Genomic DNA, 14,199 nt, shown 5'->3' with positions numbered 1-14,199 from the left:
ACTTCACTTCACTTCACTTCACTTCACTTCACTTCACTTCACTTCACTTCACTTCACTTCACTTCACTTCACTTCACTTCACTTCACTTGAATATACGTTTTTGCCCACGCAAAAACACCTCCGATGCCAGCACTTTTTTAAAGTGGACCACTGCGAAGGTGTTTTTATATTGTCTCAAAAATTTAGGTTAGCCCAAAGTTAGATTTTTTTATGTCCAATTTTTATGGGGCAGTTCACAAGAATTTGAGCTTTTTCATAGAATTAAATGATTTTTCTAAGGTGTTTAACTGTCTCTATCAACTTTTGTACAGCTAGCGATATATTTTATACGTCTTTTATTGGCGAGAGACGCCGCTTGATTTCGTTGATAGACAAGTAAAGCGTATAATTCCCGTATTCAAGAATCGAATTTAGAAAGAGATTCAGTTCTTCCTGAGATGTCACTTTTATTTTTAGGTGGTAACATCCTTCTCCTGATACACGATGGGCTTCCACTACTTCTTGGCGCTCGTTTAGAAATTGAATAAACTTCTCATGATTGGACGTTTTCATAATGCTTACAATATTGAAACCGATGAAGAAGATATTCGTTATTCATGATTCATCACACATGTGAAATATTTCGCTGAACGCTTTTATGCTGGAAAAATATTGAATGAAGAATCCGATCAACTATTTGAACAGATTGCGAACATCTACCCAAAGGCCATGAATGGTTCATTCAAAGTACGGGACTACCTTAAACAGTTGCACGGTGTGACAATTCCTAATGAGGAACTAGCTTATCTAGCCGTTCATATTCATCGACTGACAACTAATATGGATTTGAATAAACAATAACTTTCTTAATTACCTGGTTCTTTTTGACGAAGACCAGGTTTTTTCTATACTGAACAAAAAAATATCCATTTTTTATAATCGAGCAGCTATAGGCCGCATGACATATGTGTGTTTTTCACCACTGATTCGATTTCTTTAGATCGGCGTGACGGGCTCCTTTAATAACTTTTTCAGAAAAGATAAAAGGAAAGAACAACTTTGCTCTTTCCTACAATTTCAGTCAAGTGTTAATAATTATTTATACATCGCACGTCTTCATGCTTAGTTTTGGGATGGCAGGGCTTCTGCGGTTCGGATTCCACTACAATCCAACGCCCTCGGCTGAATTGAATCCAAAGGACGATCGCCTTAAAGACGATGTCTAGACCGATTGCGATCCACACTCCTGCAATGCCCATCTGCATCTGAATCGCCAATACATATACTGCCCCAGTCCGGATCACCCACATACCGATCGTGGTCAGATACATTGGAAACTTCGTATTGTTCGCTCCTTGGAATCCACCGGTCAATACAAGGACGACTGCTAGGAAAGGCTGGAAGACCGCTGCTATTTTTAACGCGACATCGATGTCTTTGATGACTTGGGGATCGTCGGTGAAAAGTGAACCTGCCCATCCTCCGAAGAAGAATAAGACGACCCCGAATAAGGACATGAAGCCCATCGCCATGAACGTGCTCAATCTGGCATATTCTTTGGCGGTCTCGTGGTCTCCCGCTCCAATGTTGCGACCGACGAGAATGGTTGCTGCTGTCGCGAAACCATATGCCAACATATAAGAGAACACCTCTAGATTCCCTGCAATTTGATGCGCGGCGAAGGTGTTCGTCCCGAGTACCACGATGAATCCGAAATACACGATCTGTCCGGCTCTCATGACCAATCGCTCGATAGCCGCCGGGCTTCCAAGGTTCACGAGCTCCAACTGGTGTTCGAGATCCGGTCTCCAGAAATCTTTCCTGAAGGCGATCACTTCCGTCTTACGAATATAGTTCATCAATAAGAGCGTCCCGACGAGCCGGGCGACGACGGTCGCGAGTGCCGCTCCGACGAGACCAAGTTCGGGGATGATCCAAAAACCGAAAATCAACATATAGTCGAGCACAATATTGACGACATTGATGACGATGCTTACCTTCATCGGTGATTTTGTATCTCCCGCACCTCGTAAGATACTACTGAGCACAAACATCAATGCCATCACGATCGATGGGATCCCGACAATTTTGAAGTAGGTGCTACCAGCTTCTAAAACGTCATTCTCCACCCCCATCAACCGCAGGAGAGGCTCAGCGAAAAATAGCGTCACGACCCCAAAGGTCACCCCGACCACGACAGATAGGACGATGGCCTGCTGCGCGATATGTCTCGCGCGCTCGATTCGTTCTGAGCCTAAGTTATTGGCGACATAAACGTTTACTGCCACACCGATTGCCATAAAGACAGCAAAGTAGATGGCGAGGATGGCATTCGTCACTCCTACCGCTGACACTTCTGCTAGGCCGATTCTTGAGACGAACAGCGTATCGACAAATCCGAGCAACGTTTGGAAAAAATTCTCGGCAATCGCTGGTAACGCGAGTAGAAGGATGAATTTCATCTTGGTTTTTCGATCACCATGAGTGTCCAGCCGCTCACTTTCTATCATCTGAGTCCTCTCCTTCGAAAATTATGCTTACAACGATTACAGGAAAGCGACCCAACGAGGAACCATGGGTCGCTCATGGTCAATCTGAGACACGAATGACGAAAGGATAGGTGTGCACAGTCCCATGGAACTGGAATTCGGCCCAGACCTTGTATAGGCCAGGTTTATGGAAGACCGTCTCAAATTCCGTCGTATCATGAGAAGAAGGATGCACATGGATAAACTGTTCTCCGGCTTCATCCAAGATGACGACATGACCAAGTGCTCCAAGGTATGGCTCCGGGTTACTTTCTTTGGTGTCATAGCTGAAGACAGTCGGGACATGCGCTTTTAAAGAGTCAATCGACAGCTCGACGGTATGACCTTCGATCGTCTTCGTCAGACGCTCATCCACTTTAAGTGACGATTCGATAGAGGAAGAGGACTGATGATCAATCTGTAAGTGAACCGGCTTCACTTGATATGCCAGTCCCTTAGGCTGAATATCCACGAAGAGTTTATACGCCCCTGCCTCAAGTTGGACGGGGTGCTCGAATCGACCCTCACCCTTTTTAAACGGATGGAGGTGTCGGTACTCAGTTAGGTCTTCGTTCACGAGAATCAAATGGAATTCCTTTTCATGGCTGACTTCGAGTTCCGGGGCTTGCTGATGTTGATCCTTTAACTCGATACTGATTTTCCCGAATTCATATTTAGCTTCTACAGACACTTCATTTCCCGTCAAGTTCTTCATATGATGATGTCCATGGTCTTTCACGTTTAACACTCCTTTGTGTAGTCCTTGATCGCACCGTCACTCGACCTCCATTACTTGCAGCAAGAACAGCCGATTTTAACGGTCGCCTCCGTTACCTCGTAGCCAGTCTCTTGAATTGCGGTTTCAATCTCAGAAAGTGTGAGTTGGCTTTCATCGAACGTCACGTCCACCTCTCCCGCCGAAAGATTGACCTTCACTGATTCAATACCCGCTAACTTTCCAACGTATCCTTCAATCTTATTGATACAAGATCCACAAGACATACCCGCTACCTGAAATGTTGATTTTTTCATTATATGTTCCTCCTGATTATTTAATTACCATACATGGGTAGGGTGTAAAAGTATCGATTTTTTTACACCCTCGCCACCTTATGTTCGTGTCCCTCATTGCGCGACACGCTTTCAACAGGTTCTGAGAGTGAGCTATCGTTGCTTATCGTAGCAATGTTAGAATCTCCTCTTTGTTGTTCTCGAAGCCAACAAAGTACTTCACTACTTTTCTCTTTCTGAGCATCCCTTTTTTGTAGAAGACAAACAGTGGTACGATTCGATTTCCTGATATCGCTACCATTTCTTGTTCAAGGTCAAGGTTCACACCCACATCTTTGTTCACATAAGAGACTGAGATTGTTTTTAAGTATTTTTTGGCATCCTGACAATCTGAACACGTCGGACGCGTGTAAAGTTCGAGCTGTAGATCTCTATCCATCCCAATTCCTCCTTTTATTTGATCATCGAAGGCTTGAATCGTTTCAAACGGAGTGCGTTCACCAGGACCGAGACTGAGCTTAAACTCATGGCCGCTCCAGCAAGTATCGGGTTCAATAAGGGCCCACCAAGTAGATAAACAATCCCCATCGCAAACGGGATACCCATGACATTATAGGCAAATGCCCAAAACAGGTTCTGTTTAATATTGCGGATGGTTGACTTGCTCAATTCGACAGCTGTAGGTACATCCATCAAATCGCTTCGCATCAAGACGATGTCTGCAGATTCGATCGCAACGTCAGTACCCGAACCGATCGCGATTCCGATGTCTGCTTGGGCCAAGGCTGGTGCGTCATTGATTCCATCACCGACCATTGCGACCTTCTTCCCTTCGGCCTGTAACTTCTTCACTTCGTTCGCTTTGTCTTCAGGTAACACTTCACTCAGTACCCGATCGATCCCGACCTGTCTCGCAATCGCCATGGCCGTACCTTTGTTGTCTCCGGTGATCATGGCTACTTCGATACCCATTCGTTGAAGTTTCTGAATGGCTTTACGACTGTTTTCTTTGACGGTGTCTGCGACAGCGATGATCCCTGCGATTTGTTGGTCAATCGCGATATACATCGGCGTCTTGCCTTGGTGTGCGAGTTTGTCTGAAGCGCCTTCAAGGACATCCAGTGAGATGCCGCGGTCTTTCATCAATTTTCTGTTTCCGGCAAGCAAGACTTTTCCGTCGATCAGTACTTCGATCCCGTGCCCTGGGATGGCTTCAAAACGATCGATATCCATGACACGCATCATTCTGTCCTCTGCCGCTCTTACGATTGCTTCGCCCAATGGATGTTCAGACCCTTTTTCAGCGGAAGCGGTCAAGCGTAACAACTCATCTTCTTGATGTCCATTCACTGTCACGATATCTGTCACTTTCGGTTTTCCTTCAGTGATCGTCCCTGTCTTGTCGAACACGATCGTCTGGACTTTATGGGTCGTCTCCAAGGCGCCGCCACTCTTGATCAACACACCATTCTCAGCACCTTTGCCCGTACCCACCATGATTGCTGTTGGTGTGGCCAAACCTAGTGCACAAGGGCAGGCGATGACCAGTACTGAAATCGTGATCGTCAAGGCGAAGAGGCCGGTCTGACCGCCTAAATACCATGCAATTCCTGAAAGGATCGCGACGACGATGACAATCGGTACAAAGTATCCCGAGATGATATCGGCCAGTTTTGCGATAGGAGCTCGAGAGCCCTGTGCATCCTCGACCAATTTGATGATTTGAGATAGCGCCGTATCCTTACCGACTTTCGTGGCTCGGTATTGGATGATCCCGTTCTTGTTGATGCTGGCACCGATGACTTGAGCACCCACATTTTTTTCAACAGGGATACTTTCACCGGTCAGCATGGATTCGTCTACAGACGTATTACCTGATAGAACCACGCCATCCACCGGAATCTTCTCACCAGGCTTTACGATAATCGTGTCGCCGACGATGACTTCGTCGATTGATACTTCTAACTCTTGTCCGTTGCGGACGACCTTTGCCGTCTTAGGTGCCAGTCCCATCAATTTTTCAATCGCTTCGGATGTTTTACCCATCGTCCGGACTTCAAGATATTTACCTAATGTGATCAGCGTGAGAATGACTGCGGCTGTCTCATAGTAGAGGCTATTCACGTATCCCTCATAACCTGAGAGGATAGCCATGGTAGCACCGACGCTATAGAAGAAGGCTGCGCTCGTCCCTAGTGCGACAAGTGAATCCATATTCGGATGCCCTCGGAACAATGTCTTAAATCCGACGGAGAAGAATTTCCATCCGAATAACATCACTGGGATGGTCATCATGAGCTGCAAGACAGCGAACAATTCTGGGTTCATCGTTGGATGCAATGCCATCGGTAGGGGTAGGCCGATCACATGCCCCATCGCCACATAGAGTAATGGAATCGTGAAAATCGCCGACCCTACAAATCGGTTCCACATCGATTGAATTTTTTTCAGTTTCTTTTCTTTCTCGGTATCTTGACTATCCGCTGATTCTTGGTCTTCTCTTGCCTCATATCCGGCGTTTGCCACCACTCGGATGACATCTGATACAGTCACCAGCTGAGGATCATATCGAATGACTAATTTTTCTGTCGCCAAGTTCACATTCGACTCAGTCACACCCACCATTTTCCTCGTGGCCTTCTCAATCGTCTGCACACATGAGGCACAAGTCATCCCTGTGATGACAAATGATCTTTGCTCGGTCTCCGTTGAGGCCTTGTAGCCAGCCTTCTCGACGGTCGTCTGAATATCCAGCGGCGAGATTTTCGTCTCATCGTAATGAATGCTCAATTTCCCAGTCGCTAGGTTGACGTTGGAGGTCACTACGCCAGGCAATTTTTTTGTTGCTTTTTCAACTGTCTGAACGCAGGACGCACAGGTCATCCCTTCCACGGCAAATGTCTTACTCTCCATATCGTCTTACCTCCATTATTATTTATTATTGGGCTGATTCGACTTCGTAACCGACCTCGCCCACAACTTCTTTAAATTCATTCACATCTAGTCGTGTTTCATCGTACTTCACTTTTGCAATGCCTTTCTTTAAGTTGACTTTCGCACTTTCAACCCCATTCAGACCTTCAAGTGCTGACTCGACTTTGTTGACACAATGAGCGCATGACATACCTTTAATCGTTAAAATCGTTTTTTTCATCTTGAATCTCCTCCTATTCACTACATTCATGACATCATTTCAAACTCAATGTCTGGATCCACAGGAATGGTCCTGACATCTGCATTGACCCGGGGTACAGGTGCATGGAATGTCCTCCACCGCTTCACTTTCCTTCATCTCTAGGATTTTTTTGAGATTCTCGATATCCTGTACACTCAGTGTCGCCTGTGTGATCATCGTTCCGATTGTGTTCCCGACATCCCTGTCACAGATATGATCGAGTAGATCGTGTAACGTCTCTCTGATGACGTCACCTTCAACGACGTTCGCGGAGTAGATGAATTTCTTCCCCTCGGCCTCGGTTGAGAGCATCCCTTTTTTCACGAGCCTTCCAATGAATGTCTTCGTCGTCGCAGGCTTCCAGCTCATCTTCTTTTCCAATACCTCGATGATTTCTTTACTGGTCACGTGCTTTTGGGCCCAAACGACACGCATGACTTCCCATTCTGAATCCGTGATTTGTTTTTCGACATGTTCAGCCATTTGTCTAACCTCCAATTTTAAGTTTACAATCGTAAACGTTTTATTTGATTTAAGTTTACATTCGTAAACGTCGACTGTCAACCATTATGTTTTTGGGTTCGCTATTCAGTCTTCATTGGCTATATTCTTGTCTAGAAAACGCATCTGGATATCCTTCAGCAACGCTTTCAAATAGTAGTGCGAGCTGACGGCATCCCGGGCACCAATCGGCGGTGAACTTTAAGACTACAGGCTGCGTAGAGTGATTAACCATTTGCAAATCAGATAATTGAAATTTCGAAAGCATTTTTTCTCCTCTCTTTTCGTTTACATTTGTAATCTATTTGAGTTTACGAATGTAAACGTTATTTGTCAATCTATATATTCGTGTTCATTTTGTATGTTTTTTATTTTGAACTCATACAGCTTTAAATTGTTAACTACTGTCATCTCTTATATGATGTAATAAAACAAAGTAGGAATTGTCTTAAGCGTTTTGTTGCTTAGTCGCTAGGATTAAATAGATGATTCGACTACTAGCTTACTATTGAGACATTCTCATAAGTAAAAAGTGTAGGAAGGTATACATTTCGACGTCGAAATGTATACCTTCCTACACCACAAAGTGCCAGTTTATGAGTGACTCTTTTTTATAACAACTTGTATTTATATGATTTAAATATAGGAACTACATATGCTGTATACAAAATAATAACCAAATGAGGGATTAGAATTGGAATCAAACGAGACCAAGGTGACGTCATTCCGCGTGTCACAAGAAGTGAAAGAACATATTCAGCGTTTAATGGAGCAACGTCAAATATCAACCAACCAATTATTCGAGCAATTAATATCATTGGCCGATAAACAGTCACCGGACCCCTTAGTCGTCAAGGAGAACGAATCACTCGAAGCAGCACTGAATCAAGTGCTTGCCCTGTTCAATGAACGAGCCTCTCGACTAGAAACGCAACAAAAAGAACATGAGCGAATCAACGCGCGATATAAAAATACCATTCATGACCTTGAACAAAGCGTAATTGCAGAAGCTGAACGACTTCAAGAGGAGTATGAGCGAAAGGTGTCGTCACATGAAATTGCACTCACTCAATTACAAGATCAAATCAAGATGTCCGCACGAAGAAGTTCATTCTCAAGCTCCATTTGCTGGATACGGCGCTTAAGCTTCCCTTCTTCGCTTAGTTCGTCCTCTGGCTTCGTACGCCCACGGCGGTCCACGAGCGCCTCTGCCCCGCCCGTGTCATACTTTTTGATCCAGCCATAGACCTGGGCATAGGACACCTGAAATTGTTCCGCGGTCTGCTGGTAGTTGCGTCCATTCTCCAAACAATATTTCACGATCTCAAGGCGCTCTTCGAATGTAGTTTTTCTTCCTTTTGTCATAGCTCGATCCATCCCTTTTCTCGAATCTGTTAACTCGCTATGACTAGTATACTTCTTAATCCATTTACGAAGAACAGACCAATCACTGATCTGATACTTGGAGAGTACCTCCATTCTAGTGAACCCATCGAGATAGTCGCGGACGGCCGCGATTTTCAGTTCCTTGGTGTAAGATTTCCATGCCTTCGATTCCTTCAACGCATCGATCCCACCGGTATCGAATTTCACTTTCCACACCTGGAGGGTGTGCCTAGAGACGCCATGAGCCTCCATGATTTCTTTCCAAGTATATGTTTCTTCTTCCATCATGCGCAGCGCACTCAATTTTTGTTCGATCGTATGCCGACTTCTCGCCAAAAAAAACACTCCCCAATAGAATAAACAGATTTGTTATTTCATCTGTCTACCTATTGGGGAGCATATCAATGTGGGCAGCGGGGCTTGGCGTTATTCTGTTATGCTGATACCATTTGGAACACCTTTCACTTCGATCGTTTCGATTACCTTGTTTTGCCCTTTGTCGATGATTGACACTGTATCTTCAAACATATTGGTTACATATACTTTCTTATTGTCCGGACTGGTTACGACTCCGTGCGCCCCTTTTCCGGTTATAATTTCAGCAGTTGCTTTTCTTAAGGCAAGTTCAATCACTGTGACGGAGTTAGATGGAGCGTCTTTTGTACCCTGGTTTGCCACATAGGCAAATTCATCATTTACATCAACATAATACAGAAGGGTCCACTGACACTTCTAACCAGGAAATGCAGCTCCCAGAGTTTAACTATATGAATTACGGTGTGTTTGAAGATGCTGAGTTCACACTCGAACAGGATTATGATGTTGAGTATACAATGGATCTTAATACAAAAATGGATGGAGAGGGGCAAGTATTTACCATCAATGGAAAGACCTTTCCTGAGACAGACAATATTAATGTTAAAGAAGGAGATCTTGTAAAAGTTACTTTAACCAACAGTTCGATGATGGACGACCACCCAATGCATTTGCACGGACACTTCTTTCAAGTCCTGAGCAAAAACGGCAAGCCGGTTGAAGGCTCTTCAATCATTAGGGATACCATAAATTTAAAACCGGGAGAAGAAGTTGTCGTAGCATTTAAGGCAGACAATCCTGGTAACTGGCTATTCCATTGCCATGATTTGCATCATGCTACAGCCGGTATGGTAAATATGGTGAAGTATGACGGCTTTACACCAAGTTTTACACCAGATCCGGATGCAGGCAATAAGCCTGAATAACAGGGAGATACTGCCTAAGCCCTCCTTGGGCAGCTATCCTTTCATAATAAATCGAATGAAAGGGCTGAAGTATGGCCATTTTAAAGAAAATCACAAAAAACGGACAGGTTACCATTCCCAGTCACATTACCAAATCAATAAGAATCGAAAATGGAGCATATGTGTTTATTTACGAAAAGAACCGCCGAATCATTATTAAAAAGACCCATCACGATAAGACCTTAAATCAATGCATATTTCGAAATGGCCGATTGTCCATCCCCATTGAACTAAGAAAGCAGCTGGAAATCAACCCAAGCACTCTACTTTCAATTGAAGCATCTTCAGAAGAACAAATGATTATAATTAAAATATCGGAGCAAGAACAACCTTTATGCAGTTCGATTTAAATCTGATTAAAGCATTAAGAAGAGGTTTTTAAAACACACAAAAACAGGCCCGCATCTACAACTGCGCAGCCTGTTTTTTGATTTTCTATAGTCTGATTAAGATGCCATTTTTCGGCATGCTTCTGCACACTTAAAGCATGCTTCCGCACATTTTTGGTTTTCACCCAACATACTTCGCCTATTTAATCGAGACACGTGCATTGTGCTCGGTAATTTAAATAACACCCTGTTCTATGGGCAACTTAGATGCTTACAGTCGCAATATGTCATTTAGGTTAGCTTCATATAGATCTGCCTTAATGAGTATTGCCCCGCGTAGGTCAGCCTTGGTTAAATCAGCGAAGCGTAGATTAGCATCAACTAGGTCGACATAGCTTAGATTCGCTTCAACTAAATTAGCGTCACTTAAGTCTGCACCATTTAGTATTGTGCCCCGTAGATCAGCATTCGCTAGATTCGCTTCAACTAGATTAGCGTCACTTAAGTCTGCTGCATATAAACTTACGCCGCTTAAGTCTGCGTTATATAGTCTTGCCCACCTTAGATCAGCATTTGTTAGATTGGTTTCTTTTAAGTATGAGCCAAGTAGTTTCATGGAACTTAGGTCAGCATTTGTCAAATTAGCATAGTTGAAGTTAGCTATACCTAGGTCAGCATAGTGTAGTCGTATGCTGCTTAGATTGGCTTCGATTAAAGATGCGCCAATTAGGTCAGAACGATATGCATGTGCACCTCTTAGATCTCCACCATTCAGTGAGGCAGCAAAGAGGTTCGTTTTAAATAAATTGGTTTCTCTTAAGGTTGCATCTCTTAAATTAGCGTGACTCATATCTGTTTGATGGATGTTAGCGAAACTGAGGTCTGCTTCAATTAAACGTGTGTAATTTAGGTTGGCTTCAACTAAATCGGCTTCAACCAGTCTTGCGCCCGTTAGGTCGGCTTTCGTTAGATTTGCATGGCTTAGGTCAACGGCAACGAGGTTAGCAGAATGGAATCGTGTACCATGTACATCTGCTTCAATGAAAGACGCGCCAGTTAATTCTGCATGATCTAATTGTGCATCCCTTAGGTCTGCGCCATTTAACGATGTAGCAAATAGGTTCGCGCTAGTTAGGTTTGCTCCTTTTAGATTCGCATGGTCTAAATTCGAGAAGCTCAGATCAGCGTGATGGATGTTAGCAAACCTAAGATCTGATTCAACTAAATTTACGTGCCTTAGGTCCGCGTCACTTAGGGTTGCGCAACTTAGATTCGCATAACTGAGGTTGGCTTCAACGAGATTGGCATCGTTTAAGTTGGATTCAACGAGATTGGCGTGATGTAAGTCTGCGCCATTTAGTTTTGTGCCGCGTAAGTCAGCTTTTGTTAGGTTCGAATGGTGTAGGTCAGTGTCAACTAAGTTAGCGTCACTTAGATTAGCACCGCTTAAGTCAGCGCGCTCGCCACCTACTTCTTTGATGAGCCATTTTCTATGCTTAGTTAGGATGTCACTGAGTTGCGAAGGGGTCAATTGCTTCATTAGTGGTTACTCCTATAATTTTATCGTGATACACACTGATCACATCGAAGAGAATTGCTTTTTTGTCACAGTATCTCAACAAAAAACAGTAAATACCCATATGTTGAGGGTTAGACCTTCTCGATAGGTCCATTATAGTCGATGCGATAGTATCGATAGAGAGGAATAAAATACTTTCCGAATGAAAAGACCATGCCTCTACTGCCTAAGAAAAAATCATCCACACACACCTAACTATTGAGCAGCTACTCCTCTATCATGTCTGATCCTTTTCAATTTTTATCTACCGTTTCCTAATATCTATATTTATGTGATTTACATCTCGCTTAACAACTCCTCAACCATTCATAAGAGAAAAAATGTATACATGTATACCCATCGACAAGTATACATGTATACATTTTGAAATAATCAGTTATGAACTTGAAGCATGTTCGTATTGAAGAAGACCGTCATCTGTTTCAATCGTTCCCCTTCTCTCACCTCACAAAGGAGATCCATGCTTACTAACTCAAATACCCCAGGATCGATGTCCATCCGTTCAGGAAGTCTTCTAAGCAATACCTCTTTCGTCTCTTCAATCGTTTGCTGGTCTGACTCATTTGAATCATCCTCTCCTGTTGATAGCTCAACAATACCTTGAATCTGACCTCTCAACATCTCGGCTTGTTTCATATAAGCCCTGGGCTTGTTTAAAACAAGCCCAGGGCTTACGTAGGAAAAACGGTCATTTTCACCAAACACGCACTCATTTTTCATTAATCCAAACATCGCAAATACACATTCATGAATAGACGGAACAACGTGATTTCTTTATGCCTTTGACTTCTCACCAAAACCATTTGTTTTCGCCACGCGACAACATTCCTTTTCCCGGATCCGAATTCTGGATTCAGGCGAGAGCATTTCCCTGGAGATGGACTTTTAAATCTAAAAGCACAATAACAAATTTATAGTAATCCCTTTATCTATTTAGTCCGAAATATGTGTACGAACCCATAAAAAAAGAAAAAAAGACTTGGAGCGAACGAATCGCTACAGGTCTCCTTTTTTCTCTTAATCTAACGGGTTACACCCCAATCCCGAACCTTTTTACCAACTTTGCTTTTTCCACACCGCTTTTGGGCTATTTTGTTTATACGTAGTCACAACGACTTTCCCTGCTTTATCTAATACCAGTGTTGTTTTGGTCGGCGAGTGGTACAAAATCTTCGCGCCTGTGTTTTTATCTACGTACTTCGTTCCATATGCCATTGCACTGGCAAATTGTCGTTCAGTAATCCCCCGTTGTCCTGCTCGTTCTGCAGCATGTTTAGAAATCTTTTTAACCGCTTGCTTTCCTACCCACTGTCCAACTAAGCGAACTACAACTGCAATGATGATAGGCGCGAGCGGAAGCGCCATTACTTGGAAACCCGGATCTTTACTATGTTCAGATTCAATCAAACCTAATTCTGCATTATCATAGTAGATTCGAGCATCAAATTCTTCAAGTCCCTCGGGGTAATCAACAACATATTGTTCGAAATCGAGCTCGCTTTCGTCTTGCATGGCATAGCTAACGTTAGGACCGATTACACCGAACAAAAATACAGTTAAAATAACTCCAGTAATCCACTTGTACATACGCTTACTCCCCCTTATTCATATGTCTCATACATTTTTGAAGCAATAAATTCAATTTCATATGTTTCACCAAGCTCTTGTTTCAAGCGTTTAGTAAGGAATTCACCTTCACTATTATGTTGTTTCTCCTTGACCTTTCCGTCTGTAGTGAGTGTATCGGTTTCCCAGTCCACCCATTCCCCAAATCGACTAACCCAGTCATGAAAATCTTGCTTCAACGAGTCAGAAATCGGAAAGACGTCCAATTCCACATTGTAGTGGCAAACTGCACACCAGATCGGGTCCGCCCCAATATCCGCTTCTACCTTAATACGTTTTAAATCTTCACAATTACAAATGTTTTTCACCGATCGATTACCTCCTTAACTCTAAGTACAACCTTTCATTTTACGATTAATAAAATGTACATTATTTCCTGAAAATCCTTTTCTTGTTGGCGTCGATTTTACTTTCTCATACTCTACTCACCTCTACAACACCGATTTTTAATTTCAATAAAAATGAGTAATTGGTCGTATCATAAATTCAAAAATACTCATAATAATCATATTTTTGGACGTTTATCGGGATATCTTCAAATCTAACTTTTTACTTCGTCAATTAGTGTATACCTATATCTAATCTAACGATCACACTTTTTCAGTCATGTATTTAAAATAAAACGGTAAGCGCCAAGTCTGTCTATCATCAAAAAGACGAACCTGACATGTACTACGTCAGACTTATAAAACGACATGAATCGCTACAAACTACGACCATGCTGATGCAACTGATTCCCCAGGATCATATCCACCGAAAATGCGATCACAACTACAATAAACACTACTGCGAAGAAAGAGACCA

16 protein-coding genes and 3 pseudogenes are annotated in these 14,199 nt (G+C 43.1%); 3 read left to right on the top strand and 16 right to left on the bottom strand.

Translation table 11 applies throughout. The features are described 5' to 3' along the window. Positions 1–325 precede the first annotated feature (325 nt). A complete protein-coding gene (locus KNO91_RS13845) occupies positions 326–553 on the bottom strand; it encodes an Lrp/AsnC ligand binding domain-containing protein (protein ID WP_214686849.1) in 228 nt (75 codons plus the stop codon). A gap of 60 nt (positions 554–613) precedes the next feature. Here KNO91_RS13845 and KNO91_RS15360 point away from each other — a divergent pair, with 60 nt between their 5' ends. Continuing rightward, complete coding sequence (locus KNO91_RS15360) at positions 614–841, top strand: PRD domain-containing protein (protein WP_270810937.1); 228 nt, start codon at positions 614–616, stop codon at positions 839–841. A 227-nt stretch (positions 842–1,068) separates the two neighbouring features. Here the strand turns inward: KNO91_RS15360 and KNO91_RS13835 are convergent, their stop codons facing one another. The 10 genes and pseudogenes from KNO91_RS13835 to KNO91_RS15490 all read right to left on the bottom strand — a co-directional run. Then, positions 1,069–2,442, bottom strand: coding sequence for an MATE family efflux transporter (locus tag KNO91_RS13835; protein WP_251126669.1), 1,374 nt, complete (start codon positions 2,440–2,442; stop codon positions 1,069–1,071). A gap of 127 nt (positions 2,443–2,569) precedes the next feature. After that, on the bottom strand, positions 2,570–3,247 hold the full coding sequence (locus tag KNO91_RS13830; RefSeq protein WP_236355812.1) for a hypothetical protein: 678 nt from the start codon (positions 3,245–3,247) through the stop codon (positions 2,570–2,572). Between the two features lie 50 nt (positions 3,248–3,297). Beyond that, positions 3,298–3,540, bottom strand: a complete 243-nt coding sequence (locus tag KNO91_RS13825; RefSeq protein WP_214734613.1) for a heavy-metal-associated domain-containing protein — start codon at positions 3,538–3,540, stop codon at positions 3,298–3,300. Positions 3,541–3,682: 142 nt separating this feature from the next. Beyond that, on the bottom strand, positions 3,683–3,958 hold the full coding sequence (locus KNO91_RS13820) for a glutaredoxin family protein (protein ID WP_029595503.1): 276 nt from the start codon (positions 3,956–3,958) through the stop codon (positions 3,683–3,685). Between the two features lie 14 nt (positions 3,959–3,972). Next, complete coding sequence (locus KNO91_RS13815; RefSeq protein ID WP_214818457.1) at positions 3,973–6,432, bottom strand: heavy metal translocating P-type ATPase; 2,460 nt, start codon at positions 6,430–6,432, stop codon at positions 3,973–3,975. Positions 6,433–6,457: 25 nt separating this feature from the next. Beyond that, complete coding sequence (locus tag KNO91_RS13810) at positions 6,458–6,673, bottom strand: heavy-metal-associated domain-containing protein (RefSeq protein WP_029336168.1); 216 nt, start codon at positions 6,671–6,673, stop codon at positions 6,458–6,460. Between the two features lie 45 nt (positions 6,674–6,718). Then, the gene (locus tag KNO91_RS13805; RefSeq protein WP_029336169.1) at positions 6,719–7,177 is read right to left on the bottom strand and encodes a CopY/TcrY family copper transport repressor; all 459 of its coding nucleotides are present in this window, start codon (positions 7,175–7,177) and stop codon (positions 6,719–6,721) included. 112 nt (positions 7,178–7,289) lie between these two features. Next, on the bottom strand, positions 7,290–7,430 hold the full coding sequence (locus tag KNO91_RS15495; RefSeq protein ID WP_353047513.1) for a thioredoxin domain-containing protein: 141 nt from the start codon (positions 7,428–7,430) through the stop codon (positions 7,290–7,292). Between the two features lie 851 nt (positions 7,431–8,281). Further along, positions 8,282–8,917, bottom strand: a pseudogene (locus KNO91_RS13795) (IS3-like element ISEnfa5 family transposase); the annotation flags it as partial. Positions 8,918–9,007: 90 nt separating this feature from the next. Then, a pseudogene (locus tag KNO91_RS15490) lies at positions 9,008–9,289 on the bottom strand (YncE family protein); the annotation flags it as partial. A 5-nt stretch (positions 9,290–9,294) separates the two neighbouring features. Between KNO91_RS15490 and KNO91_RS13785 the strand changes: the two are divergent. Together KNO91_RS13785 and KNO91_RS15485 are read left to right on the top strand one after the other, a co-directional pair. Continuing rightward, positions 9,295–9,822 (top strand): annotated as a pseudogene (locus KNO91_RS13785) (multicopper oxidase domain-containing protein); the annotation flags it as partial. A 71-nt stretch (positions 9,823–9,893) separates the two neighbouring features. Beyond that, complete coding sequence (locus KNO91_RS15485) at positions 9,894–10,211, top strand: AbrB/MazE/SpoVT family DNA-binding domain-containing protein (protein ID WP_214818455.1); 318 nt, start codon at positions 9,894–9,896, stop codon at positions 10,209–10,211. A 96-nt stretch (positions 10,212–10,307) separates the two neighbouring features. Here KNO91_RS15485 and KNO91_RS15480 read toward each other — a convergent pair whose 3' ends face one another. The 5 genes from KNO91_RS15480 to KNO91_RS13755 all read right to left on the bottom strand — a co-directional run bounded on the left by KNO91_RS15480 (position 10,308) and on the right by KNO91_RS13755 (position 13,703). Beyond that, positions 10,308–10,382 (bottom strand): four-helix bundle copper-binding protein, encoded by a 75-nt coding sequence (locus KNO91_RS15480; RefSeq protein WP_353047512.1) that lies wholly within the window; start codon positions 10,380–10,382, stop codon positions 10,308–10,310. Positions 10,383–10,461: 79 nt separating this feature from the next. Then, the gene (locus KNO91_RS13770; protein WP_214818453.1) at positions 10,462–11,730 is read right to left on the bottom strand and encodes a pentapeptide repeat-containing protein; all 1,269 of its coding nucleotides are present in this window, start codon (positions 11,728–11,730) and stop codon (positions 10,462–10,464) included. A 411-nt stretch (positions 11,731–12,141) separates the two neighbouring features. Then, complete coding sequence (locus KNO91_RS13765) at positions 12,142–12,405, bottom strand: hypothetical protein (protein WP_214818452.1); 264 nt, start codon at positions 12,403–12,405, stop codon at positions 12,142–12,144. A gap of 417 nt (positions 12,406–12,822) precedes the next feature. Next, positions 12,823–13,356, bottom strand: coding sequence for a DUF4258 domain-containing protein (locus KNO91_RS13760; RefSeq protein ID WP_214818450.1), 534 nt, complete (start codon positions 13,354–13,356; stop codon positions 12,823–12,825). A 14-nt stretch (positions 13,357–13,370) separates the two neighbouring features. Further along, a complete protein-coding gene (locus KNO91_RS13755) occupies positions 13,371–13,703 on the bottom strand; it encodes a hypothetical protein (RefSeq protein ID WP_024127824.1) in 333 nt (110 codons plus the stop codon). Positions 13,704–14,199 lie beyond the last annotated feature (496 nt).

The sequence above is a fragment of the Exiguobacterium sp. s59 genome (genome assembly GCF_018617475.1).
GTDB classification, from domain to species: domain Bacteria; phylum Bacillota; class Bacilli; order Exiguobacteriales; family Exiguobacteriaceae; genus Exiguobacterium; species Exiguobacterium aestuarii.
This window is presented reverse-complemented; position numbering and strand designations above follow the sequence as displayed.

Bases quoted from the DNA above. Each gene is read 5' to 3' on its own strand.
- KNO91_RS13845 (WP_214686849.1), bottom strand. From the start codon at position 553: ATGAAAACGTCCAATCATGAGAAGTTTATTCAATTTCTAAACGAGCGC.
- KNO91_RS13835 (WP_251126669.1), bottom strand. From the start codon at position 2,442: ATGAAATTCATCCTTCTACTCGCGTTACCAGCGATTGCCGAGAATTTT.
- KNO91_RS13825 (WP_214734613.1), bottom strand. From the start codon at position 3,540: ATGAAAAAATCAACATTTCAGGTAGCGGGTATGTCTTGTGGATCTTGT.
- KNO91_RS13820 (WP_029595503.1), bottom strand. From the start codon at position 3,958: ATGGATAGAGATCTACAGCTCGAACTTTACACGCGTCCGACGTGTTCA.
- KNO91_RS13815 (WP_214818457.1), bottom strand. From the start codon at position 6,432: ATGGAGAGTAAGACATTTGCCGTGGAAGGGATGACCTGTGCGTCCTGC.
- KNO91_RS13810 (WP_029336168.1), bottom strand. From the start codon at position 6,673: ATGAAAAAAACGATTTTAACGATTAAAGGTATGTCATGCGCTCATTGT.
- KNO91_RS13805 (WP_029336169.1), bottom strand. From the start codon at position 7,177: ATGGCTGAACATGTCGAAAAACAAATCACGGATTCAGAATGGGAAGTC.
- KNO91_RS15495 (WP_353047513.1), bottom strand. From the start codon at position 7,430: ATGGTTAATCACTCTACGCAGCCTGTAGTCTTAAAGTTCACCGCCGAT.
- KNO91_RS15485 (WP_214818455.1), top strand. From the start codon at position 9,894: ATGGCCATTTTAAAGAAAATCACAAAAAACGGACAGGTTACCATTCCC.
- KNO91_RS13770 (WP_214818453.1), bottom strand. From the start codon at position 11,730: ATGAAGCAATTGACCCCTTCGCAACTCAGTGACATCCTAACTAAGCAT.
- KNO91_RS13765 (WP_214818452.1), bottom strand. From the start codon at position 12,405: ATGAAACAAGCCGAGATGTTGAGAGGTCAGATTCAAGGTATTGTTGAG.
- KNO91_RS13760 (WP_214818450.1), bottom strand. From the start codon at position 13,356: ATGTACAAGTGGATTACTGGAGTTATTTTAACTGTATTTTTGTTCGGT.